This window comes from Massilia sp. NBRC 108631 (assembly GCF_059704565.1).
Window position 1 is genome coordinate 62,580 of the sequence record NZ_BAAKJE010000182.1, and the last position, 23,142, is coordinate 85,721.

A 23,142-nucleotide genomic window follows, 5' to 3' on the forward strand; every position below is an offset into this window, starting at 1 on the left:
TCAGTTCCAGCTCCGTCATCCCTTCACCTGTTGCTTCGGATCGAGATCCAGCGCGTCCCAGCCTTCATGGCCCAGCTGCTGCATGGTTTCGATATTCTTCTCGAAAATGTCTTCCGCTTCCGGGAAGGCTTGCACCGCGCGGTCCACGCTGTCCTCGCGCAGCAGGTGCAAGGTCGGATACGGCGCGCGGTTGGTGTAGTTGTCGATATCGTTCTTGTCCGAGTCGGCGAACTGGTAGTCCGGGTGGAAGCTGGCCACCTGCAGGATGCCGTCCAGGTCCATTTCCTCCAGCGCCGCGTCGGCCACGTCCAGGAAGTCGTTATAGTCCTCGAAGTCGTTCAGCACCTGCGGGTGCATGATCAGCGTGGTGTCCACCTTTTCCGGGCTCGCCTCGGCCAGCAATTCCAGTTCCGCCATCAGCACGTCCATCAGCTCTTCGGGAGTGGCGGCGTCCGTGACCACGTAGCGGATCTGGTTCTTGATGTGCACCGCCTTGGCGAAGGGGCACAGGTTGAGGCCGATAACGGCCTTCTCCAGCCATTTCTGGGTCAGGGCGATAACGGCGTCGTGGTCGGCGATGGGCTTGCTCATAAGGTCTTTCCTTGTAAATGCTTGCGGCGAGGGCGCATTGTACGCACTCCGGCAAAATGCCGTCTACTTCCGTCAACTTCGATATATATGCAGACATCATTACATCAAAGAAACTGTCATCCGGGCGACATATTTCTTGACTCAGCAGCGCCAACCTACGTACACTGCCCCATTATTCACGGTTCGTTTGTGTTTCTCGACGACAACAACGGAATACTATGCAAGCACGAATCAACACATCCTTGCTGGCCGCGCTGATTGCCCTGGCGCCCACGGTCAGCCAGGCAGTCGACGGCGCCTCCGCAGCGGCGGCGGCCGCGGCCGCAAACCTGCCGCCGCCATTGCCCCTGATCCCGCTGTCCACGCCTGCCACGGCCAAGCTGCCGACCACCGAACTGCTCCCCGCCTCCAAAGTCATCGCCAAGCCTGCGGTCAGCGAAGATGCCTTCAAGGAAACCGACGTCTGGGGCCGCATCCGCACCGGTTACGCCATTCCCGATCTTAACAACGAGCTGGTGCAGAAGCACGTCAACTGGTACAGCGCCCGCCCGGACCACATGGCCCGCACCACCCAGCGCGCCTCGCGCTACCTGTTCCACGTGGTCACCGAGCTGGAAAAACGCGGCATGCCGACCGAACTGGCGCTGCTGCCCTTCATCGAATCGGCGTTCAACCCGCAAGCCCTGTCCAGCGCCAACGCGGCCGGCATGTGGCAGTTCGTGCCGGGCACCGGGCGCGACTACAACCTGAAGCAGGACGCCTTCAAGGACGAACGGCGCGGCATCCTGGCCTCGACCGACGCCGCCCTCAGCTATCTGCAGCGCCTGTACGACATGTTCGGCGACTGGCAGCTGGCCCTGGCCGCCTACAACTGGGGCGAAGGCAATGTGCAGAAAGCCATCAAGCGCAACCAGGCGGCCGGCAAGCCGACCGATTTCGAGAGCCTGGCCGAGCATATGCCGGCGGAAACCCGCAATTACGTGCCCAAGCTGCAGGCGGTGAAGAACATCGTGGCCAATCCGGCCCAGTTCAGCCTGCACCTGCCGGTGATCGACAACCAGCCCTATTTTACCGCCATCGACAAGACCAGCGACATCGACCTGGCCGTTGCCGCCCAGCTGGCGGAAATGTCGGTGGACGAGTTCAAGGCGCTGAACCCGCAGTTCAACCGCCCCGTCATCACCGGCGGCGAACAGACCCAGATTTTGCTGCCCAAGGCCAACGCCGAAAAGTTCAACCTGAACCTGGCTCAGTGGGGCCGTGCACTGTCCAGCTGGACCACGCACAAGATCACCAGCGCGCGCGAGCGCATTGAAACGCTGGCGTCGAAGTTCCAGACCACGCCGGAAGTGATACGCCAGGCCAACAACATCCCAAGCAAAACCGTGCTCAAGGCCGGCTCCACCATCCTGGTGCCGAAAACCTCGTCCTCGCTGCACGTCGATATCGCACCGGAAATCGCCGACAACGCCATCGTCGCCTTCGAGGCCGACCGTGGCGGCAACAAGGCGCGCACCAGCAACTACAAGCAAGCCAAGGGCGGCACCGCCAAGGACGCTCCGGTGTCGCTGGTCAAGGCGCGCGTCCCGCGCGACGCCGCCGGCAAGAAGAAAACCAAGCAAAATTAAGCGGTAATGGCGGGTCCCTGCGGCCCGCAACACCGCAGGGCGGGTAAGCGCCTGGCGCATGCGCCGCCCGCCGCCGCCCACGAAAAGTTGCAGTGGCGGCAGCTACGTCCTACAATCTTGGTCTTACGGTATCGGGTCTCCCACCCATCACTAGAATAAACAACCCATACTGTCGCTAACGCCGCCCCGGGCGCGCGTGCCATCGCAGCAGTAGCAATTGGAGTGAATATGGCGTTCTTGCAAGGCAAAAAAATCCTCATCACCGGCCTGCTGTCCAACCGGTCCATCGCTTACGGCATCGCCAAGGCATGCCAGCGCGAAGGCGCGGAACTGGCGTTCACCTATGTCGGCGAGCGCTTCAAAGACCGCATCACCGAGTTCGCCGCCGAATTCGGCAGCAAACTGGTGTTCGATTGCGACGTCGGCAGCGATGAGCAGATCGAAGCCCTGTTTGCCGACCTGGGCAAAGAGTGGAGCCAGCTCGACGGCCTGGTGCATGCCATTGGTTTCGCCCCCCGCGAAGCGATCGCCGGCGAATTCCTGGACGGCCTGACGCGCGAAAACTTCCGCATCGCCCACGACATCTCGGCCTACAGCTTCCCCGCCATGACCAAGGCCGCGCTGCCGCTGTTGAAACCGGGTTCGTCGGTGCTGACGCTGTCCTACCTGGGCGCCGTGCGCGCAATTCCTTACTACAACACCATGGGCCTGGCCAAGGCGTCGCTGGAAGCGTCGGTACGCTACCTGGCGGAAAACCTGGGCCAGATGGGCATCCGCGCCAACGGTATTTCGGCCGGTCCGATCAAGACCCTGGCCGCGTCCGGCATCAAGGACTTCGGCAAACTGCTGGGCTTTGCCGCCTCGCACGCGCCGCTGCGCCGCAATGTGACCATTGACGAGGTGGGCAACACCGCCGCCTTCATGCTGTCCGACCTGGCCTCCGGCATCACCGGCGAAATCACCTACGTGGACGGCGGCTTCTCGCACGTCATGGGCCTGAACGCCAGCGACTACCAATAAGTTGCACACCCGCCCAGGCCAATCCCGGGCGGGCCTTCCATCGGCAGCATGAGCGATCTTTCCGACGAACACCTGATGCTGCGCTACTGCGAAGGCGACCTGTCCGCCTTCCAGGAGCTGTATGGCCGCCATAGCCGCGGCCTGTACCGATTTCTCAGCTGGCGCTCGCCGCGCCGCGACTGGGTCGACGAGATCGCCCAGGACAGCTGGTTCAGCCTGCACCAGGCGCGCGCCAGCTACACGCCGCAAGCCACTTTCCGCACCTTTCTGTACCAGATCGCGCGCAACCGCCTGGTCGACCTGTTGCGCCAGCCGCACACCGCAGGCGAGGACGAAGCGCCCTGCCCGGCCGCCGATGCCGCCACCGCGCCCGACGCGGCCATGGAGTCGCGCCAGCAAAACACGGCCTTGCACGCGGCCATCCATGCGCTGCCCGCCGAACAGAAGGAAGCGCTTATACTGCAACAATTCAGCGGCATGTCGCTGGAAGAAATCGCCCAGCTCGTGGCGGCGCCGGTGGAGACCGTGAAGAGCCGCCTGCGCTACGCGATGAAGAAATTGCGCGAGCAGTATGCGCAGGAGGAACAGGCATGAGCGGCAAAGACCACGACCAACTCGACGCCGCCGCGTTCGCAGCCTTCCTGCAAGGCGACGATCCGCTGGCGCGCGACCTGGCCGCGCTGGACCAGCCCGCCCCTGCGCCCGCGCTCGACGCCGCCATCCAGGCCCGCATTGCCGCCGCGCTGGCCGCCGAGAAACTGGCCGCGCTGCCGGCCGCGAACGATCCGGTTGCCGCCCCGGCCACCGCCCCTGCGCTGGTGCCTGCGTCGGTGCCTGCGTCGGTGCCTGCGTCGGTGCCTGCGTCGGTGCCTGCGTCGGTGCCTGCGTCGGTGCCTGCGTCGGTGCCTGCGTCGGTGCCTGCGTTGGCGGCGGCCGCACCCGCGCATGCCCCGGCGCCAGCGCATGCGCAAGCCCCCCTGCCCGGGCCGGCGCCAACGCCTTCAGGCCCGCGCTGGCAATCGCGCTGGCAATTGCCCCTGGCGCTGGCCGCCGGCGTGGCCGCAATCTCGGTCGCACTGCCGCTGTGGCAGGCACACGACCCGGTAACCGAAGCGTCGGTCGCAGCAGCGCCCGCCCCGGCAACCGCGCCGTCCGCACAGCCGGCACCGCCAGCCTCTGCAGCAGCCGAGGCGCCGGCCGCCGCCGCTGCCTCGCCTGTGGCTGACGCTGTGTCCGCGCGCGTCCCGGCGCCGCAGGCCAAGCAAGCAAACGCCAAAGCGCAGGCCGGCGACGGAGCAGCATTGCCTGCCACGCCGCCTGCCAAACCGGCCGTCAATGCAGTCGAAAGAAAATCCGGGTTGGAAGATGCGGTGATCGCAGAGGATGTCGCCAACGCGCCGCCGCAGAAGAGCGGGCTGGGCCGCTATTCGCGCAGCGCCCCCGCGTCCACTGCGCAGACAACGCAAATGCCCGTGGCGGCGGCAAGCGGCGCGGTGGTCACCAGCGTGATCGCCAGCGCCTCCAACGTGCGCCCATCGGCGGAACATGGCCAGCCGCTCACCTCCATGGAGAAGTCCGCCACGGCAAGCATAGACTACCGCACCGCGCCGCGGATACCGGCTGCGGCACCGGCGCCACCAGCACCGCCGCCGCCAGCACCAGCGCCGGCCCCGGCAACAATGGCATTCGCGCCGATGGCACCCGTCGTCGCGCCTGCGCCGGCCCCGCGGGCCGCGCCGGAGCAGGTTTCCATCAGCGGATCGCGCATCCTGGCGCCGCACGAGATGCAGCCCAAGGCATGGCTGGAGAAGATTGAAGACCTGCTGAAGGCAAACGAGCGCGAGGAAGCTATCGCAGAATGGCAGAAATTCCGCGCTGCCTACCCAGCCTATCCGGTGCCGGACAAGCTGTCTGAAAGTTTCCCGCCGCCGGTCAAGTAAGCGCCGGGAGGTTCGAGCGGCCAGGCGCAAGCGATGCACCGGCCGGCGCAATGGCCGGCGCAATCTGACCGCCGGTTACCCGCCGGGCACTTCGAACTCCCCCATCAGCACCGAATTGCCGCGCCCCGTGAGGCGCACGGTGATCATCTCCTCCTTGGCGTCCGGCGTACCGAAGCCGGTGGTCAGGCGCAGCTGCACGGTGGTCGCCCCGGCCACCAGCTGCTGCCTGTGGCCGAAGAAGTTGGCCTGCACCTGATACTTGCCCGGCCTGGCCTTGCGCAGCGAGAATTCTTCCGGTCCGTAGCCGCCGGTGAAGTCGCGCGAAATGCGGCCGCCTTGCGCGGTCATGGTGTGCGCGTAGTAGCAGCGCTCGCCGTTCGGGTCCGTCACCCACAGGTCCATGTCGCTATTGTCCGCATCCCAGGACAGCACGGCGCGCAGGTCCAGCGGCAGGTTTTTCAGCAGGCGCGAATCGACCCTGCTGGTGTCCACTGAACCCTTGGGCGCCCGGGCGATAATCGCGTTCATCTCTGCCAGCGCAATCAGTTCCACATCGGCGAAGCGTCCATCCCATGGCCGCAGCACCACTTCATACAGCTGGTCCACCGCCTGCTGATGCTTGCCAACGGCGGCATAAGCCAGGCCCAGGTCGCGGTAGGACTGCGGCTCCTCGCCCGCCAGCAGCAGCACCTGCTCGAACACCGGCAGCGCCAATTGCGGCGCGCCCGCCTGCAGCAAGCGGTAGCCGAGGATGCGCAGCACGTGGCGGTTCTCCAGCTCCAGCTCGGCCAGGTTGGACAGCACCCGCAGGCCCAGCTCACGCTGGCCGCGCTCGAACAGCATATCGGCCACGTCCAGGTAGAAGGCGCTGCTGCCGCTCCACGATGGACGCTCGTCAAGGTACAGCGCATACAGCTGCTCCTTGCTGGCGGCCTTCATGCGCGCGATGTAGGGCGCATTGGACGACCACTTCTTCATCGTAATGGCGCCGGCCGCGGCCGGTGCATCTGCCGCCTGCGCCGCGACGGCGCTACTCATGGGGGCCGGGGCCGGCGGAGGCGGCGGCGGAGCGGCGGGCGCCAAGCGCCGCAGGTCCCGCTCCGCTGGCGCAACGTTGGAGGCATTGGCGACGATGGATTTCCGCAGTGCCATCGACTCCGCTGCCGGCGCAGGCGCGGCGATGGGCGCCGGAATTGCGCGCGCGTCTTCGGCGACAACACCATCCTGCAAGCCTGCGATGCGGCTGCCTTGCACCTTTACACCCACCGAACCGGGGCGCACCTCATGCGGCGCGGGCTGGGGCACGAACTTGACCGGCGGCGCTTTGGGAAACTCGGCATTCCACCACGCCACCTTCTGCTCGAAGCGGCGCACCACGTTGTCGAGCTGCTTGCCGCGCCGCTGCGCCAGCATGGAGCCGAAACGCGCCCTGGCCTTCTCAAAATCGGCCACAAGCTCTGGTGGCGGCGTTACGTCGTAACGCACATAGTCCTCTATCATCTCCAGCACCAGCAGCGAGGTTTCGCGCGTCGGCAAGCCGAACTGCGCGCCCAGGCGGCGGATGGCGCCGCGATGCAGCTCGAAGTCGGCCTCCAGGTCGCGCAGCTTGTAGCCTGCCCACATCAGCGCCGCCTGCGGATGCACCGGTGCGCTGTGCGCGACCGCCAGCCTGATGCCGGTCTCCTTTCCTTGCTGCACCAGCGTGAACGCCAGCTGCGCCGACGGCTGCGTGAGCTTGCCCGCCACCCGCAGCATGCCTTGCCGCGCGCCGGACAGGTCGGCCAGCAGCTCTTTGGCGCCGTCCGCGCGCAGGTCGCGCAGCTGCGGACCGTCGGTGAGCAGCATCTCGGCCGCCGCGCCGGGGCGGTCCGCCTGCACCTGCACCAGTTGCCCGCCGCTGCGTTCCGCCAGCGCAGCCAGCCGGCCGGCGTCGGCGCTGGCCGCGGAATTGAGCGCATACAGGCGCTGCCCCGCAGCCAGGGCCGGGAATTTCGTGCCGCCGTAGTTCAGCAGGCCATCGCTCACCAGCAGGTATTCGCCCACGCCGGCCTGCGGCTGCCAGTCCGCCAGCGCACTGCCGCCGTCATACACCGTGGATTGCAGCGCCTTGCGCAAGGTGCTCCAGTCGCCGCGCTCGACCGTGTAAAGGACAGCCGCCTCGGGACGGTCGCGCAGGCGGACCAGCCGCACTTCCGCCTGGCCCAGGGCCTTGAAGTAGCGGTCCAGCTCAGCCAGTTCCGCATCATGCTTGCGGTTGGCGCCGGAACCGGAACTGTCCCACAGCAGGCCCACCACCTTGGGCAGCTTGCGCGCAGCGCGCAGCGCCGTCACCGGGATCTCGGCCACAAAATAACGCTCGCCCGCGAACTCCTGCACATAGGCCTGCGGCTGTGCGCTGGCCGGGATGCGCAACACCAGCGCGCCCGGCGCGGTAAAATCCTGCTTCGCCACGCGCGCATGGTAGCCGCTGCGCATGCCGGCAAATTGCAGCTCGCCGAAGGCGCCGCTGCTGTGCGGCGCGGCGCTCGCGCCGCTCACCTGCAGGTTCAGATCGAATTCCCCCACGCGCTCGCCGTAGGCCAGCGGCAGGCGGTAGAGCCAGGCTCCGCCCGCTGCGTCGCGCGCCAGCGTTTCGGCGTATTTCAGCTCCACCGTGCGCGTGCCTTGCGCCGGAATCGGGTAAACGCGCAAGCGGAAGTTGTTCCCTTCGGTGCGCTCCAGCAGCCCGGGATCGATGCCGCGCCGCTCCACCGCTTCCAATATCTCGCGGCCCCGGCTCTTTTCCACCGGCACCGCAGGCCGCAGCTTGCCGCCGATATCGAGCGCAAAGGCGCTGATCTGCTGGCCCTCCTGCAAGGGGAAATGCAGTGTGCCTTCCAGCACGCGGCTGTTCGGATTGAAAAACACCATACGCACCGTGGTTTCCGCCATGCCGCCGCTGACGGCACTGGCGATGCTCAGGCTTTGCAGCCGCACCGGCCGCTCGCCGCCCAGCGTTTCCATCAGCGGCGGATCCATCCGCGGCGTGACCGCAAGGGCGGCGCAGGCCAGCTGCAGCAGCGCCAGCAAGGCATAAAGTCGCTTCATCATATTGTTCTCCTGGTCCCGGACCGGCCGGTATCAGGAGTGAAACGAAGCGGGCGGCGAAAAGGGGTTAAATCCGGACAAAAATTGTGCCCGTGCCAATAAAAGTCCAGATAGGCGTGCAGGAACGGCGGAAATGCGTTATAGTACTGGCTTGTGCGCTGCAACACGCAGTCGGCACTTCGAATAACAGCAGCTACGCAAGCCTTAGCGCATCGTTCCTGATGACGCTTATAAAGCCCCCCGCCTTGTGTGTCGACTAAGACACCGTCCCGGCGCAAAGCTTTTGTGCCGAAATTTCTAATCTAGTTTGTTAGAGTCATTTCGTTTGGTTGGCGTTGCTATTTTGCGTTCTGCGTTTTTGCATGAACGCTGATTTTTACGAAAGATAAGAATGACTTTTGAAGCACTTGGTATCAACACGTCCGTACTCAAAGCCCTGACCGATGCCGGCTATACCAAGCCGACCCCGGTACAGGAGCAAGCTGTGCCTGCCGCTATCGCAGGCAAGGATCTGTTGGTATCCTCCCAGACCGGTTCCGGCAAGACCGCAGCTTTTATGCTGCCGTCGCTGACCCGTCTGGCGGCACTGCCGCCGGCTGCCGCCGGCAAGACCCCCAATCAAGAAATGCAAGCCGCCAAAGCGCGCGGCGAGCGTCCACGTTTCAAAGCTGCACAGCCAAAAATGCTGGTGTTGACCCCGACCCGCGAACTGGCCCTGCAAGTGACCACCAATACCGACAAGTACGCAGTGAACCTGCGCGGCATCAAGGCCGTGTCCATCCTGGGCGGTATGCCTTACCCTAAACAGATGCAACTGCTGTCGCGCAATCCGGAAATCCTGGTGGCGACCCCGGGCCGCCTGATCGACCATATGGAATCGGGCAAGATCGATTTCTCCCAGCTGCAGATCCTGGTGCTGGACGAAGCCGACCGCATGCTGGACATGGGTTTCATCGACGACATCGAGAAAATCGTTGCCGCCACCCCTGACAGCCGCCAGACCATGCTGTTCTCGGCCACCCTGGACGGCGTAGTGGGCAACATGGCCCGCCGCATCACCAAGGATCCGATGGTCATCCAGATCATCAGCGCCGCCAACAAGCACGAGAACATCTCGCAGCGCGTGCACTTCGTGGACGACCTGTCGCACAAGAACCGCCTGCTGGACCACCTGCTGCGCGACGAGACGCTGGACCAGGCAGTGGTGTTCACCGCCACCAAGCGTGACGCCGACACCATCGCCGACCGTCTGAACATCGCCGGTTTCTCGGCAGCCGCACTGCACGGCGACATGCACCAGGGCGCGCGCAACCGCACCCTGGACAGCATGCGCCGCGGCCAGGTGAAGGTGCTGGTGGCAACCGACGTCGCAGCACGCGGCATCGACGTTCCGACCATCACCCACGTGTTCAACTACGACCTGCCGAAGTTTGCTGAAGACTACGTGCACCGCATTGGCCGCACCGGCCGTGCCGGCCGCAACGGCCTGGCGATCTCGCTGGTGAACCACGCCGAAGGCATGAACGTGAAGCGCATCGAGCGCTTCACCAAGCAGCTGATCCCGGTCACCACCATCGAAGGTTTCGAGCCTAAGCGCACCGCGCCTCCGCGTTCGGCTGCCCGTCCAGGCGGCTGGAAACCAGGCGACAACCGTGGCGGCAAGCCAGGCCAGCGCAGCTTCAGCAAGCCGGGCGCACCGCGCAAGGAAGGCGGCGGCTACCCGCGTGAAGGCGGTTCGGGCGGCTACCCGCGCGAAGGCGCCAGCACCGGCGGCGGCTTCAACCGCGACGGCGGCGGCTACAAGGGCGCCCGTACCGACGGCGCACGCCGCAGCTACGGCGACCGTTAATCCGCGCGCTCAGCCCTAGAGAGAAAAGCCGCCGAAAATATCGGTGGCTTTTTTTTCGCCTTGACCATATACTTGCTTACTCAAGCAATTATCAATCATTAGTCAAATAAAGTTCAAGGACTCATCATGGAAAACATCACCGGCGACGCCGCTCTCGACTTCTGCCTGCGCCTGGCGCGCGCGCAAGCGGCCATGGTGCGCCGCCTGGACGCGGCGCTGGGCGGCCACTTCGGCCTGAGCTTCAGCGACTTCATGCTGCTCAACCACCTGGCCAGGGCGCCCGGCGGCCGCCTGCGCCGCGTGGATCTGGCCGAGCGCCAGGGCCTGACCGCCTCCGGCGTCACGCGCACCCTGCTGCCACTGGAAAAGAACGGCATGGTGGCGCGCCAGCCGGACCCGCGCGACGCCCGCGTCGGCTATGCCGTCATCACCCCCGCCGGCCACGAAATGCTGGACAACGCGATGGTGACGGCGCGCGAAGTCAGCGCTGAACTGCTACGCAACTCCGACCCGGCGCAGCTGGACGCACTGGCGGCGGTGCTGGGCAGCGTGGCCGGCATGAACCTGACCAACAGCTGAGCGGCCGGGCCATGACCAAAGCACGCTCCCCACGCTCGCCCATCCTGGGCGACAAGAACTTTCGCTGGCTGCTCGGCGGCGGCGTCATCTCCGGCTTCGGCGACCAGTTCACCATGATCGCCCTGCCCTGGCTGGTGCTGACCATGTCCGGCGACCCGCTTGCGCTGGGCGCGGCGATTGCCATCATGAGCGTGCCGCGCGCGGTGTTCATGCTGGTCGGCGGCGCGCTGGTGGACCGCTACTCGCCCAAACGCGTGCTGATGCTGACCAAGTACGCCAATGCCGCGCTGCTCGGCGTGCTGGCCTGGCTGGTGCTGTTCGCGCCTGCGCTGCTGTCGCTGCCGCTGCTGTATGCGTTGGCGCTCGGACTGGGGCTGGCGCAGGCATTCTCCATCCCCTCGGGCACCTCCATCATGCCGCAGGTGGTGCCGTCAGAGCACCTGCAGGCCGCCAACGGCGCGATGATGGGCATGCGCCAGCTCACCATGCTGACCGGCCCCGTGCTCGCCGCCTTGCTGATCGCCCTGGCAGGCGACGGCGGCGCCGCCGCGCCAGGCCACGCCGCGCATGGCCATGGCGGCGCCGCGGCCGGCGCGCCGCTGCACGCGCCGGCCGGTGCGATCGGCATCGGCCTGGCCTTTGCGTTCGACTGCTTCACGTTCCTGTTCACCGCCTGGACCCTGGCCCGGGTGCGCCTGCGCCCGGCCGCCACGCCGCCGGCCGGCCCGCCGCAATCGATATTCAGCTCGGTGGCCGAAGGATTGCTGACCGTCTGGCGCGACATGGCGCTGCGCACCTGCTTCATTTACTGGTCACTAGTGGCGGTGTTCGTCGGCGGCGCCATGCAAGTCGCGCTGCCGCTGCTGGCCAGCCAGAACCTGCACGGCGCCGCCTCGCTGGGCATGCTGAGTGGGGCGCACGGCACCGGCATGCTGCTCGGGATGGCGCTTTCCAGCACAGGCGTGAAACTGCGTTTCGGCGGATTCGGCGCCACCCTGCTCGCCATCGACGCCATCGTGGCGCTGCTGCTCGCGCCGCTGGGCGCCATTACCGCCACCTGGCAAGGCGCGGCCCTGCTGCTGTTGGCGGGCACCCTGGCGGGCTTCATGCAGATTGCCGTCTTCACGTGGATACAAGGCAGCGTGCCGCCCCGCATGCTGGGCCGCGCGATGAGCATTTTCATGTTCATCTTCATGGGCCTGGCGCCGCTCTCGGCCGCCGCCATCGGTGCACTGCTGAAGGTGATCACACTGGCGCAGCTGTTTGCAGGCGGCAGCGCGCTGCTGCTGGCCATCAGCGCACTGGCGTGGCTGCTCACGCCCATGGCCCGCATCGGCTTGCCGTCCCGATAGGGCGGGCCGACAAGCCGTCTCGCTTTCGCCACGCTTCCTCCCCGGGGCCCGTCTTTTCGTACACAATGGGTGCATCAACCCCGGGGAGAACAGCGCATGCCGAAGCAGATAATCAACCATACTATTCTCGCCACACTGGCCCTGCTGGGCGCAAGCGCCGCGCAAGCGCTCGACTGGAGCGACACCGCGCTGAGCTACCGCTACGGCACCCACTTCGCCGAGCCGTTCAACCCGGTGGACATCAAGAAGAACATCGTCAACCTGAGCCACGTCAACGGCTACGCCTACGGCAAGAACTTCATCAGCGCAGACCTGCTGCTGTCCGACAAGACCGATCCGAAAAGCGTGGGCTCAGATGACGGCGCGCGCGAACTATACGTGCTGTACCGCCACACGCTGGACCTGGGCAAAGTCACCGGCAAGCACTTCAAGGCCGGTCCCGTGCGTGGCCTCGGCCTCACCGCCGGCTTCGACTTCAACACCAAGCACGACGCGGGCTACAACTCCCGCAAGCGCATGCTGGTTGCCGGTCCCACGCTCAACCTGGACGTGCCGGGCTTCCTCGACGTCAGCCTGCTGGCTCTGTGGGAAAGCAACGCGCCCTACAGCGGCTTCTCGAAAACCAGCACGCCGCGCTACGACTACGACGTGCATCCGATGCTGAACCTGGTGTGGGGCATCCCCTTCAATGCCGGCATCCCGCTGTCTTTTGAAGGTTTCGCCAACTTCATCGGCCACAAGGGCATCAACGAATTCGGCGCCGCCACCAAGCCGGAAACCAACATCGACATGCAGATCATGTACGACATGAGCGCAGCCGTGGGCGCCGCCAAGAACACCTTCAAGGTCGGCATCGAGTACCAGTTCTGGAAGAACAAGTTCGGCAACAGCGACAAGAACAATCCGGGCGCCACCGCGCGCACCCCGATGGTACGCGCGGAATACCACTTCTAGTCACTGCTGCTCATCGCCGTTCGAGCCTGCGGTTCGACGTAGATGGCGCGGAAGTCGTTTACGTTGGTCAGCGTCGGCCCGCACACCACGGACGCGCCTATCGCCTGGAAGAAGCCGTGGCCGTCGTTGTTGGCCAGGCTCAAACGGGGGTTGATGCGCTGGCCCCATGCCTTCTCCAGCATGTCCGGCCCGATGATGGCGCCGGCGATTTCTTCCTGTCCGTCCACGCCGTCCGTATCGCAGGCGATGGCGTAGATGCCGGGGTGGCCGTTCAGCGATACCCCCAGCGACAGCAGGAACTCCACGTTGCGCCCGCCCCTGCCGCCGCCGCGTATCGTCACCGTGGTTTCGCCGCCGGACAACAGCACGCACGGCGCTTCGAACGGCTGCCCGCGCATGGCCACCTGGCGCGCCATGCCGGCCATGACAATGCCTACCTCGCGCGCCTCCCCTTCAATGCTGTCGCCCAGGATGTAAGGCACGATACCGGCCTTGCGCGCCACTTCGGCGGCCGCCTCCAGCGCGATCTGCGGCGCGGTGATAAGGCGGATCTCGCTGCGCGCCAGGCGCGGATCGCCCGGCTTGATGCTTTCGCTGGCGCCCGACTCCAGCAGCTTCGTGACCGCCTCCGGCACCGAGATGCCGTAGCGCTGCAGGATGGCCAGCGCGTCGGCACAGGTGGTGGCGTCGCCGCAGGTGGGGCCGGACGCGATGTCGGCCGGGTTATCGCCCGGCACGTCCGAAATCAGCAGCGTGACCACCCGCGCCGGGTGGCATGCCGCCGCCAGCCGTCCGCCCTTGATGGCGGACAAGTGGCGCCGCACGCAGTTCATCTCGCCTATGGTGGCGCCGCTCTGCAGCAAGGCGCGGTTGATCTCCTGCTTGACGGCCAGGTCCAGTCCCGCATGCGGCAGCGGCAGCAGCGCCGAGCCGCCGCCAGAGATCAGGCAGATCACCAGGTCGTCTACCGTCAACCCCTGCACCAAGGCGAGGATGCGGCGCGCCGCCTCCAGCCCTTTTGCATCCGGCACCGGATGCGCCGCTTCGGCGATCTCGATGCGCTGGCAAGGTACGGCATAGCCGTAGCGCGTCACCACCAGGCCGCTCAACTGGCCCGGCCAATGCTGCTCCAGCACGCGCGCCATCTCGGCCGACGCCTTGCCGGCGCCGATCACCACGGTGCGTCCGCGCGGCGGTTCCGGCAAAAACCGGGGCAGGCACAGTCCGGGCTGCGCCGCCGCCACGGCGGCGTCGAACATGCTGCGCAATAAAGTGGCTTGGAATGTCATGGACGTATCCTATTCAGGCAGCTGGTCGCCGATCTGGTAGTTTGCCATAAGTTCCAGCGCGCGCACCAGCGCCGAATGGTCCCAGGCCTTGCCCCCGTGCGAGACGCAGGAATTGAACAGCTCCTGCGCCGTCGCCGTGTTGGGCAGGCTCACGCCGATGGCGCGCGCGCTGCTCAGCGCCAGGTTCAGATCCTTCTGGTGCAACTCGATGCGGAAGCCGGGATTGAAGGTACGCTTGATCATGCGCTCGCCGTGCACTTCCAGGATGCGCGACGCGGCAAACCCGCCCATCAGCGCCTGGCGCACCTTGGCGGCATCGGCCCCCATGCGCGAAGCAAACAGCAGCGCCTCGCCTACCGCTTCGATGTTCAGCGCCACGATGATCTGGTTGGCCACCTTGGTGGTCTGGCCGTCGCCATTGCCGCCCACCAGCGTGATATTTTTTCCCATCAGTTCAAACAGCGGCTTGACAGCGTTGAAGGCTTCCTCGCTGCCGCCCACCATGATGGTCAGCGTGGCGGCCTTGGCACCCACTTCGCCGCCGGATACCGGCGCATCCAGGTACTGGCAGCCCAGCGCATTGATGCGGGCCGCGAACTGCTTGGTTTCAATCGGCGAAATGGAGCTCATGTCCACCACCGTCTTGCCGGCGCTCAGGCCCTGCGCCACGCCGCCTTCGCCGAACAGCACCTCGGCCACCTGCGGCGTATCCGGCACCATCAGGATGATCACCTCGGCCTTCTGCGCCACTTCCTTGCTGCTGGCGCAGGCCACCGCGCCCAGTTCCACCAGTTCGGGCGGCAGCGCCTTGCGCTGCAGGACGAACAGTTCGTGGCCGCCTTTCAGCAGATTCGCCGCCATCGGCGCGCCCATGATGCCCAGACCAATAAAGCCTACCTTACTCACGCCCTTACTCATATCCCTGCTCCTCTTGATGGGCCGCGCTCAGGCGGCGTTCTTGAATTTTCCCGCCAGCGCCTCCGCGCCGCGCGCCAGCAGGCCGATGTCGCTGCCTACCGCAGTGTAAGTGCAACCGGCCGCGATGTAACGCCGCGCCAGCGCCTCGTCCCCCATCAGCACTCCGGCGGCCTTGCCGGTGGCGACAATGCGGCGCACCGCGCCTTCAATCGCGGCCACCACGTCCGGGTGCTTCAGGTTGGCCAGGTGGCCCATGGAGGCGGCCAGGTCGCCCGGGCCGATGAAGATGCCGTCCACGCCTTCCACTGCCGCGATTTCCTCGATATTGGCGATCGCCTCCGGTGTTTCCACCTGCAGCAGCACGCAGATATCGTCGCCGCTGGTGGCCCAGTAGTCCGCCACGCGGCCATAGTCGGAGGCGCGCGCCCCCGTTGAGAAACCGCGCACGCCGAGCGGCGGATAGCGCGTGGCGGCCACCGCCTGGCGCGCCTCTTCCGCGTTCTGCACGAAGGGTATCAGCAGCGTTTGCGCACCCACGTCCAACAGGCGCTTGATCACCACGGTGTCGTTCCAGGGCGGACGCACGATGGGCTGGGCCGTTCCCTGCGCAATCGCCTGCAGCTGCGAGTGCACCATCGGCAGCTCATTGGGCGAGTGCTCCATGTCCAGCAGCAGCCAGTCGAAGCCCGCATTGGCCAGCACCTCCACCGTGACGTTGCTCGACAGCCCAGACCACAGGCCGATTTGCAGGGTGCCGCTGTTCAGCGCCCGCTTGAAATGGTTGATCCGTTTGCTCATGCCACTGCTCCCTGGAAAGGTTGGTGATATTTGTACAAACACTAAGTTGTCAGTCGTCATATGACTTGACTTAGTATATGCTGCAATGCAGTAGCAGCGCAAGAAATGAAATACAATCGCACTCTCTCGTTTGCGCTGGATCAAGCATGGAAACCAAATGGCTGGAAGACTTCATCTCGCTGGCCGAGACCAATAACTTCAGCCGCTCCGCCTCGCAGCGGCACGTGACGCAGCCGGCCTTCTCGCGCCGCATCCAGTCGCTGGAAAACTGGCTCGGCACCGACCTGGTGGACCGCACCTCCTACCCCACCCGCTTGACGCCGGCCGGCCTGGTGTTCTACGAGCAGGCGCTGGAAATGCTGGGCCAGATCAACGGCGTGCGCGAGCTGCTGCGCAACAAGCGCGCCGCCGCCATGAACAGCATCGACCTGGCGGTGCCGCACACGCTGTCGCTGACCTTCATCCCGAAATGGATCACGCAGCTCGAGACCGACTTCGCGCCGATCAACAGCCGTTTGATGGCGCTCAACGTGCACGACGCCGTGCTGCAGCTGGTGGAAGGCGGCTGCGACCTGCTGCTGTGCTACCACCATCCGCGCCAGCCGGTGCAGCTCGATCCGGGCCGCTACGACATGCTGGTGCTGGGCCGCGAAGCCATGCGCGCCTACGCCCGCTGCGACAAGACCCGCACGCCCGAGTTCACGCTGCCCGGCACCAGGCAGGAGCCGCTGCCCTTCCTCTCCTACACCAACAACGCCTACCTGGGCCGCATGGTGGAACTGATCCTGGCGGACACCAAGACCGCGCTGCATCTCGAGAACCACTACGAAACCGATATGGCGGAAGGCTTGAAAATGATGGCGCTGGAAGGACGCGGCATCGCCTTCCTGCCTGAATCGGCCGTCACGCGCGAGCTAAAACAGAAGCTGCTGGCGCCCGCCGACGGCGGGGTGCAGGACTGGCAGATCGAAATGGAAATCCGCCTGTACCGGGAGCGCCCTTCGCCTTCGCGGCCCGGCAAATTCATCGTTTCGCGGCTGTGGGACTATCTGGAAAGCCTGCAGAAAACGTCCGACAAAAAGCGCCGCGTGCCGGCCTCAGAACGTTAATTTTTACTCAACGATTGTAACGTTATGCTTTTTTTGCATAAGCGGATGCGCATATAGCATTAGCCGCCTTGCAGGGCTCCAGCCTATGATTCGCCTCGCTAACGCAACGCCACAAGCACCGCGTCGAACGAAGAATCCATCGAATAAAACAGGAGCCAAGCATGACCACCCAACACGCACTGCCGTCCTACCTCAATCCAGAAGATCTCGGTCCTTGGGGCCAGTACCTGAAGCAGATCGACCGTGTTACCCCGCACCTGGGCAACCTGTCGCGCTGGGTGGAAACGCTGAAGCGCCCCAAGCGCATCCTGACCGTTGACGTGCCGATCGAGCGCGACGACGGCTCGATCGCCCACTACGAAGGCTACCGCGTGCAGCACAACATGTCGCGCGGCCCGGGCAAGGGCGGCGTGCGCTTCCACCAGGACGTGACCCTGTCCGAAGTGATGGCCCTGTCGGCATGGATGACCGTGAAAAACGCGGCCGTGAACGTGCCGTACGGCGGCGCCAAGGGCGGCATCCGCGTGGACCCTAAAACCCTGTCGCGTGGCGAACTGCAGCGCCTGACCCGCCGCTACACCAGCGAAATCAGCCTGATCATCGGCCCAAACAAGGACATCCCGGCGCCGGACGTCAACACCAACGAACAGGTCATGGCATGGATGATGGACTCCTACGCCATGATCGAAGGCAACCTGTCGACCGGCGTCGTGACCGGCAAGCCAATCTCGCTGGGCGGCTCGCTGGGCCGCCGCGAGGCGACCGGCCGCGGCGTGTTCGTGGTTGGCCAGGCGGCAGCGGCCAAGCGCGGCGTGGCGATCCAGGGCGCGCGAGTGGCGATCCAGGGCTTCGGCAATGTCGGCGGCGTAGCGGCAACCATGTTCGCCGATGCCGGCGCGAAAGTCATCGCCGTGCAGGACCACACCGGCACCGTGGTGCACTCGAACGGCCTGGACGTGGCACAATTACACAAGCATGTAGCGGAAACGGGCGGCGTAAAAGGCTTCCCCGGCATCGAGCAGTTCATGGACCGCGATGCATTCTGGGGCATTGAATCGGACATCCTGATTCCCGCCGCCCTGGAACAGCAGATCACCGCCGCCAACGCGCCGCTGATCCGCACCAAAATCATCCTCGAAGGCGCCAACGGCCCAACCACGCCGGAAGCTGACGACATCCTGTCCGACAAGGACATCCTGATCGTGCCGGACGTGCTGGCCAATGCCGGCGGCGTGACGGTGTCATACTTTGAGTGGGTGCAGGACTTCTCCAGCTTCTTCTGGAGCGAGGACGAAATCAATGCACGCCTGACGCGCATCATGCAGGACGCGTTCAACGCAGTATGGGATGTATCGCAGGACAAGAAGGTAACGCTGCGCACCGCGACCTTCATCCTGGCGTGCACCCGCGTGCTGCAAGCGCGTGAAGTGCGCGGCCTGTATCCTTAATCAACACGCTGACTAAGTGAAATCCACAGGCTGGAAGCGCACCGCGCGCGCGGATAGTGTTGGTAATATCAGATATTAGCCGCATTCAGTCATCATCACGCCTGCCCTGGCTTATGCTCGGGCAGGCGTTTTTCGCATATTAAAGGATTCGTTTCATGAGCACTTTCGAACAGAAGGCACTGGATTATCACAAGGCCGGCGGCCCGGGCAAAATCGCCATCGCCGTCACCAAGAGCGTCGCCAGCCAGGACGACCTGTCGCTGGCCTATTCGCCCGGCGTGGCCGTGCCCTGCGTTGAAATCCAGCGCGACCCCGCATTGGCCTACGAGTACACCGCCAAGGGCAACCTGGTGGCCGTAATCACCAACGGCACCGCCGTGCTGGGCCTGGGCAATATCGGCGCGCTGGCCGGCAAGCCCGTGATGGAAGGCAAAGTGGTGCTGTTCAAGAAGTTCGCCGGCATCGACTCCTTCGACATCGAAATCGACGAAACCGATCCGGACAAGCTGGTCGACATCATCGCCGCGCTGCACCCGACTTTCGGCGGCATCAACCTGGAAGACATCAAGGCGCCGGAGTGTTTCTACATCGAGCGCAAGCTGCGCGAGCGCCTGTCGATCCCGGTGTTCCACGACGACCAGCACGGCACCGCCATCGTGGTCGGCTCGGGCCTGCTGAACGCGGTTGAAATGACCGGCCGCGACATCGCCGAAATCAAGATCGTCTGCTCGGGCGCCGGCGCCGCCGCCATCGCCTGCCTGGACCTGATCCTGTCGCTGGGCGCGCGCCGCGAGAACATCTTCGTCTGCGACAGCAAGGGCCTGCTGACCACCGCGCGCGAACTGGACGGCGAAAAGAAAGCCTGGGCGCGCGATACGCCTGCCACCAAGCTGTCGCAGGTAATCGAAGGCGCGGACGTATTCCTGGGCCTGTCCGGCCCCGGCCTGCTGTCGCAGGCGGACGTGAAATCGATGGCCAAACAGCCGATCATTTTCGCGCTGGCCAATCCGGAGCCGGAACTGCGCCCCGAGCTGGTGCGCGAAGTGGCGCCGGACGCCATCATCGCCACCGGCCGCTCGGACTACCCGAACCAGATCAACAACGCGCTATGCTTCCCTTACCTGTTCCGCGCCGCGCTGGACTCGGGCGCTACCACCATCAACCAGGAAATGAAGATCGCCTGCGTGGTGGCGCTGGCCGGCATGGCCCGCAGCGACGAGCGTTTCGGCAAGGACTACGTGGTGCCGGGCCTGCTGGACCCGCGCCTGCTGGTCGGCGTGACGCCGAAGATCGCCCAGGCCGCCTTCCGCAGCGGCGTGGCGCGCAAGGAACTGGACGCGGAAACCTACGCCGCGCACCTGGCCAAGCTGGGCGCATCGCTGATTTAACAGCATGGCGGCTTACGCCGAACCTCAGCTGCGCTTGCGCATAGCCACCCAGTCGCTGACAACGTGCTCCAGCACCTTCAGCGGCAGGGCGCCGTGCGTGAGCACCTGGTCGTGGAAGGCCTTCAGGTCGAATTTGTCGCCCAGCTCCTGCTGCGCGTGTTCGCGCAAGGACAGCATGGTCAGCATGCCCACCTTGTAGGCCAGCGCCTGCCCCGGCGACACAAAGTAGCGCTCCACTTCCGCCGTCACGTCGTCCTCCGGCATGCCGGTATTCTCCAGCATGTAGGCAATCGCCTGCTCGCGCGTCCAGCGCTTGTAGTGGATGCCCGTGTCCACCACCAGACGGGTGGCGCGCATCATGTCGTCGCGCAGGCGGCCCAGTTTGTCGAGCTGCGTTTTCTCCCATCCCAGCTCGCTGGCCAGCCGCTCGGCATACAGCGCCCAGCCTTCCTGGTAGGCGCTGAACGGAATCACCTTGCGGAAGAACGGCACGTCCTCGAGTTCCATCGCCACAGCGATCTGCAGATGATGGCCCGGCAGTCCTTCGTGATGCGCCAGCGTGCGCATGGCGAACTTCGGCGTCTCGCTCACCGTGCGCATGTTTACGAAGAACACGCTGGGCCGCGAGCCGTCGAACGCCCCGGGCTGGTAATAGGCGCCGGGGGCGGTCGCCTGCAGCGCGGCCGGCACCGGCTCCACCCTCAAGGCCAGGCGTGGCTTCATGCTGAACGCCGTGCCCAAGCCTTTGCTGGCCTCGCCGATAATGGCGCGGTACTGTGCCAGCATGGCCGCGCGCCCCGCCTCCGTGTCCGGATACTTCTGCTCCGGCTGTGCCGACAAGCGCATCATGCGTTCGCCCAGGCTGCCCCCGGCCAGTCCCTGCTGCTTCAGGATGGCGTCCATTTCCGCGCCCACGCGCGCCACTTCGGCCAGGCCCAGGCTGTGCACCTGCTGTGGCGTAAAGTCGGTGGTGGTGTGCATGCGTACCGCCCAGGCATAGTAGTCGTCGCCGTGCGGCAGGCTCCAGGCGCCGTCGTTGGTCAATGCCGTGCCGCGCAGCGCCTCGAAATACGCAATCAGGCCGCGGTAAGCCGGATAGACCTGGCCCTGCAGGGCAGCCTCGGTATCCGCCAGCAGCCTGGCGCGCGTGGCCTCGTCCAGCGTCCCGGCCGGCAGCGCCGCCAGTTTGTCGCGCATGTCCAGGTACAGCCGGTGCTGCGGCGGCGGGGTGGCGACGAAAGCCTGCATCTGCCGCAGCACCTTCTCTACGGTGAAACGCGGCGGCACGATGCCTTTGCTTTCGCTGAGCTTCATCCGTTCCAGCACTTGCCCGAACTTGGCCGGAAAGCGACGCAGGCGCGCAATGTAATTCTCAGCGTCGCCGACACTGCCGATGCGGTGCACCTGGACCATGAAATCGGGCAGCGTGGCCTGGACCCCGTCGAGCTGGTTAACCGGGAAAACGTGCGACAGGTAAGGCTCGCCCTCCACCTGCATGGATATGAAATACTGCAGCGTGTCATAGGACAGCTTGCCGTCCCGGTCCAGGTCCTCGCGGTCGTAGCTCTCCAGCACCGCCAGATTGTCCTTCATCTCCGCCATCACCTTGCGCGCATGGGCAGGCGACGCGTCGTCCAGCCGGCTGCTGAAAAAATCCAGCCAGCGCGGCAGCACGCCGAAGGAGGACAGCATTTCCGGGCTGTCCATGGCAAAGGTGGCGAACACCCGCGTGTAGAACCAGTCCAGCCGCAGCGGCTTGAAATGCGACGTGTGCGTCACCAGCAGCACGACCGCCAGCACGATGGCTGTCAGCGCCGTCAGCAGCCAGGTCAACGCACGTTTCATCTTTTCTCCGCAATTGCAAAATCAGGTTCTGATTTTAACAATATTTCGCCTACCAGGAGCAGGTGCGCAGGCCCGCGAAGATATCGTCCCTGCCCGGCAGGTGGAAGTTGCGGAAGCGCGCCGATCCCAGCCGCGACGGCGTGGCGAACGAGGCGCCGCGCAGCACCTGGTGGGTGGCAAAATGCGGCGCCGAATATTCGCGCCACGGCCCCGCTGCGAAGCCGGGATAGGGCTCGAACGGCGTGGCCGTCCATTCCCACAGCGAGCCCCAGCGGAATGCCGGGTGCCCCGACAGCGCGGCGTATTCCCATTCTGCTTCGGTGGGCAGGCGCCGCTCGGCCCAGGCGCAGTAGGCCTGCGCCTCGAACAGGCTGATATGGCGCACCGGCTCCGGGCCGGCCAGCGTGGCGAGGTGGCCAAAGCGCATGGTGCGCCAGAAGATGTCTTGCGCCCTGGCGCGCATGCCGTCGCCGGCATCGCGCTGCCAGTAACGCGGCGCCGAGCGTTCCTGGCGCATCAGCCATGCATTGCCGGCCGCGCTCCAGAACTGGCGCCGCTCGTAGCCGCCGTCGGCCACGAAGTCGGCATACTGCGCGTTGCTGACCAGCGCCGAATCGATGCGGAATGGCGGCACGTAGCAGGCATGCGGCTGCAGTTCATTGTCGAACACGAAGCCCCCCCCGCCCTGGCTGCCCATCTGCAGCGTGCCGCCCGGGAAGCCGATTTCGGACTGCTGCGGCCAGCTCGGCTCGTCGCGCGCCAACTCGGGCGGCACCGGCACGCCCAGCGTCTGCAGAGACGACAGCATGGCTTCGCCCTGCATGTCCTCGTGGGCCAGTGCCAGCCGGTAAGGATACAGCTCGGTGTCGCTGCCGCCGCAGCGCGACAGCTGGTCCAGCACCCGGTCCAGCACTTCGTGGCAATAGGTTTTCAGTGCGCCGGGGCTGGGCAGGTCCAGGTTCCAGCGCGCGGCGTGCGGCACGGTGTTGGCGTCGAACCAGTCATCGCCCTTGCTCAGCAAGGCGTTGGGTTCAGCGTCCGCCGGGTGGCTGGAAGTGGCTTCGCGCAGCACGAACCACTCGGCGAACCAGGCTGCGCGGCCCAGCTCCCACAGCGGCGGATTGAGGCTGCGCAGCTGCGGCACGCGGATGGCGGCATCCAGCCCGGCGGCCGCGGCGCACTCGAACAGCGCCAGCGTGTGGGCCCGGGCGTGCTGCAAGGCCTCCGCCAGTTGCTCGGGCCGGGCGTGGCGAAATGATGCATGAAGTGAGCGCATGGCCGATTGTAACCGAACCTGAAACGTTCATGCCCGCCCTGCGGGATGCGGCGCGCTTGTGATATCGTGAC

Annotated in this window: 18 protein-coding genes; 11 read left to right on the forward strand and 7 right to left on the reverse strand. The window is 65.5% G+C overall.

Annotated elements, in window-relative coordinates:
- Positions 1-15 precede the first annotated feature (15 nt).
- Entirely contained in the window at positions 16-591 is a 576-nt protein-coding gene (locus AC6H42_RS19835) for a DUF1415 domain-containing protein (RefSeq protein WP_497548772.1), read from the reverse strand.
- Positions 592-809: 218 nt separating this feature from the next.
- Here AC6H42_RS19835 and AC6H42_RS19840 point away from each other — a divergent pair, with 218 nt between their 5' ends.
- From AC6H42_RS19840 to AC6H42_RS19855, 4 genes are all read left to right on the forward strand, one after another.
- A complete protein-coding gene (locus tag AC6H42_RS19840) occupies positions 810-2,219 on the forward strand; it encodes a transglycosylase SLT domain-containing protein (RefSeq protein ID WP_057155589.1) in 1,410 nt (469 codons plus the stop codon).
- Between the two features lie 228 nt (positions 2,220-2,447).
- Entirely contained in the window at positions 2,448-3,239 is a 792-nt protein-coding gene (gene fabI / locus AC6H42_RS19845) for an enoyl-ACP reductase FabI (RefSeq protein WP_057155590.1), read from the forward strand.
- 48 nt (positions 3,240-3,287) lie between these two features.
- On the forward strand, positions 3,288-3,833 hold the full coding sequence (locus AC6H42_RS19850) for a sigma-70 family RNA polymerase sigma factor (RefSeq protein WP_229418183.1): 546 nt from the start codon (positions 3,288-3,290) through the stop codon (positions 3,831-3,833).
- Positions 3,830-5,179 carry a hypothetical protein gene (locus tag AC6H42_RS19855; RefSeq protein ID WP_497548773.1) on the forward strand — a complete coding sequence of 450 codons (1,350 nt, stop codon included), beginning with the start codon at positions 3,830-3,832 and terminating at the stop codon, positions 5,177-5,179. Before AC6H42_RS19850 ends, AC6H42_RS19855 begins: the two co-directional genes overlap by 4 nt.
- Positions 5,180-5,254: 75 nt before the next feature.
- Here the strand turns inward: AC6H42_RS19855 and AC6H42_RS19860 are convergent, their stop codons facing one another.
- Positions 5,255-8,269, reverse strand: a complete 3,015-nt coding sequence (locus AC6H42_RS19860; protein ID WP_497548774.1) for a DUF2135 domain-containing protein — start codon at positions 8,267-8,269, stop codon at positions 5,255-5,257.
- 388 nt (positions 8,270-8,657) lie between these two features.
- Here AC6H42_RS19860 and AC6H42_RS19865 point away from each other — a divergent pair, with 388 nt between their 5' ends.
- The 4 genes from AC6H42_RS19865 to AC6H42_RS19880 all read left to right on the forward strand — a co-directional run bounded on the left by AC6H42_RS19865 (position 8,658) and on the right by AC6H42_RS19880 (position 13,000).
- Positions 8,658-10,115, forward strand: coding sequence for a DEAD/DEAH box helicase (locus AC6H42_RS19865; protein ID WP_057155593.1), 1,458 nt, complete (start codon positions 8,658-8,660; stop codon positions 10,113-10,115).
- A gap of 126 nt (positions 10,116-10,241) precedes the next feature.
- Complete coding sequence (locus AC6H42_RS19870; RefSeq protein WP_057155594.1) at positions 10,242-10,694, forward strand: MarR family winged helix-turn-helix transcriptional regulator; 453 nt, start codon at positions 10,242-10,244, stop codon at positions 10,692-10,694.
- 11 nt (positions 10,695-10,705) lie between these two features.
- Entirely contained in the window at positions 10,706-12,046 is a 1,341-nt protein-coding gene (locus AC6H42_RS19875) for an MFS transporter (protein WP_497548775.1), read from the forward strand.
- Positions 12,047-12,142: 96 nt separating this feature from the next.
- On the forward strand, positions 12,143-13,000 hold the full coding sequence (locus AC6H42_RS19880) for a hypothetical protein (RefSeq protein ID WP_057155596.1): 858 nt from the start codon (positions 12,143-12,145) through the stop codon (positions 12,998-13,000).
- Here AC6H42_RS19880 and AC6H42_RS19885 read toward each other — a convergent pair.
- Genes AC6H42_RS19885 through AC6H42_RS19895 form a run of 3 tightly spaced genes read right to left on the reverse strand, consistent with a single transcriptional unit; the run spans position 12,997 to position 16,005 of the window.
- Positions 12,997-14,289 carry a glycerate kinase type-2 family protein gene (locus AC6H42_RS19885; protein ID WP_497548776.1) on the reverse strand — a complete coding sequence of 431 codons (1,293 nt, stop codon included), beginning with the start codon at positions 14,287-14,289 and terminating at the stop codon, positions 12,997-12,999. The two genes, AC6H42_RS19880 and AC6H42_RS19885, sit on opposite strands and share 4 nt — an antisense overlap.
- Before the next feature lie 9 nt (positions 14,290-14,298).
- The gene (glxR, locus tag AC6H42_RS19890; protein ID WP_497548805.1) at positions 14,299-15,195 is read right to left on the reverse strand and encodes a 2-hydroxy-3-oxopropionate reductase; all 897 of its coding nucleotides are present in this window, start codon (positions 15,193-15,195) and stop codon (positions 14,299-14,301) included.
- Positions 15,196-15,234: 39 nt separating this feature from the next.
- Entirely contained in the window at positions 15,235-16,005 is a 771-nt protein-coding gene (locus AC6H42_RS19895) for an aldolase/citrate lyase family protein (protein ID WP_497548777.1), read from the reverse strand.
- 146 nt (positions 16,006-16,151) lie between these two features.
- Here AC6H42_RS19895 and AC6H42_RS19900 point away from each other — a divergent pair, with 146 nt between their 5' ends.
- The 3 genes from AC6H42_RS19900 to AC6H42_RS19910 all read left to right on the forward strand — a co-directional run bounded on the left by AC6H42_RS19900 (position 16,152) and on the right by AC6H42_RS19910 (position 19,950).
- Positions 16,152-17,114 carry a LysR family transcriptional regulator gene (locus AC6H42_RS19900; protein ID WP_057155600.1) on the forward strand — a complete coding sequence of 321 codons (963 nt, stop codon included), beginning with the start codon at positions 16,152-16,154 and terminating at the stop codon, positions 17,112-17,114.
- A 161-nt stretch (positions 17,115-17,275) separates the two neighbouring features.
- Entirely contained in the window at positions 17,276-18,562 is a 1,287-nt protein-coding gene (locus AC6H42_RS19905) for a Glu/Leu/Phe/Val family dehydrogenase (protein ID WP_057155601.1), read from the forward strand.
- Between the two features lie 155 nt (positions 18,563-18,717).
- Positions 18,718-19,950, forward strand: coding sequence for a malic enzyme-like NAD(P)-binding protein (locus AC6H42_RS19910; protein WP_497548778.1), 1,233 nt, complete (start codon positions 18,718-18,720; stop codon positions 19,948-19,950).
- A gap of 24 nt (positions 19,951-19,974) precedes the next feature.
- Here AC6H42_RS19910 and AC6H42_RS19915 read toward each other — a convergent pair whose 3' ends face one another.
- Together AC6H42_RS19915 and senA are read right to left on the reverse strand one after the other, a co-directional pair.
- The gene (locus tag AC6H42_RS19915) at positions 19,975-21,795 is read right to left on the reverse strand and encodes a DUF885 domain-containing protein (RefSeq protein ID WP_057155605.1); all 1,821 of its coding nucleotides are present in this window, start codon (positions 21,793-21,795) and stop codon (positions 19,975-19,977) included.
- A gap of 49 nt (positions 21,796-21,844) precedes the next feature.
- Positions 21,845-23,071 carry a selenoneine synthase SenA gene (senA, locus tag AC6H42_RS19920; protein WP_497548779.1) on the reverse strand — a complete coding sequence of 409 codons (1,227 nt, stop codon included), beginning with the start codon at positions 23,069-23,071 and terminating at the stop codon, positions 21,845-21,847.
- Positions 23,072-23,142 lie beyond the last annotated feature (71 nt).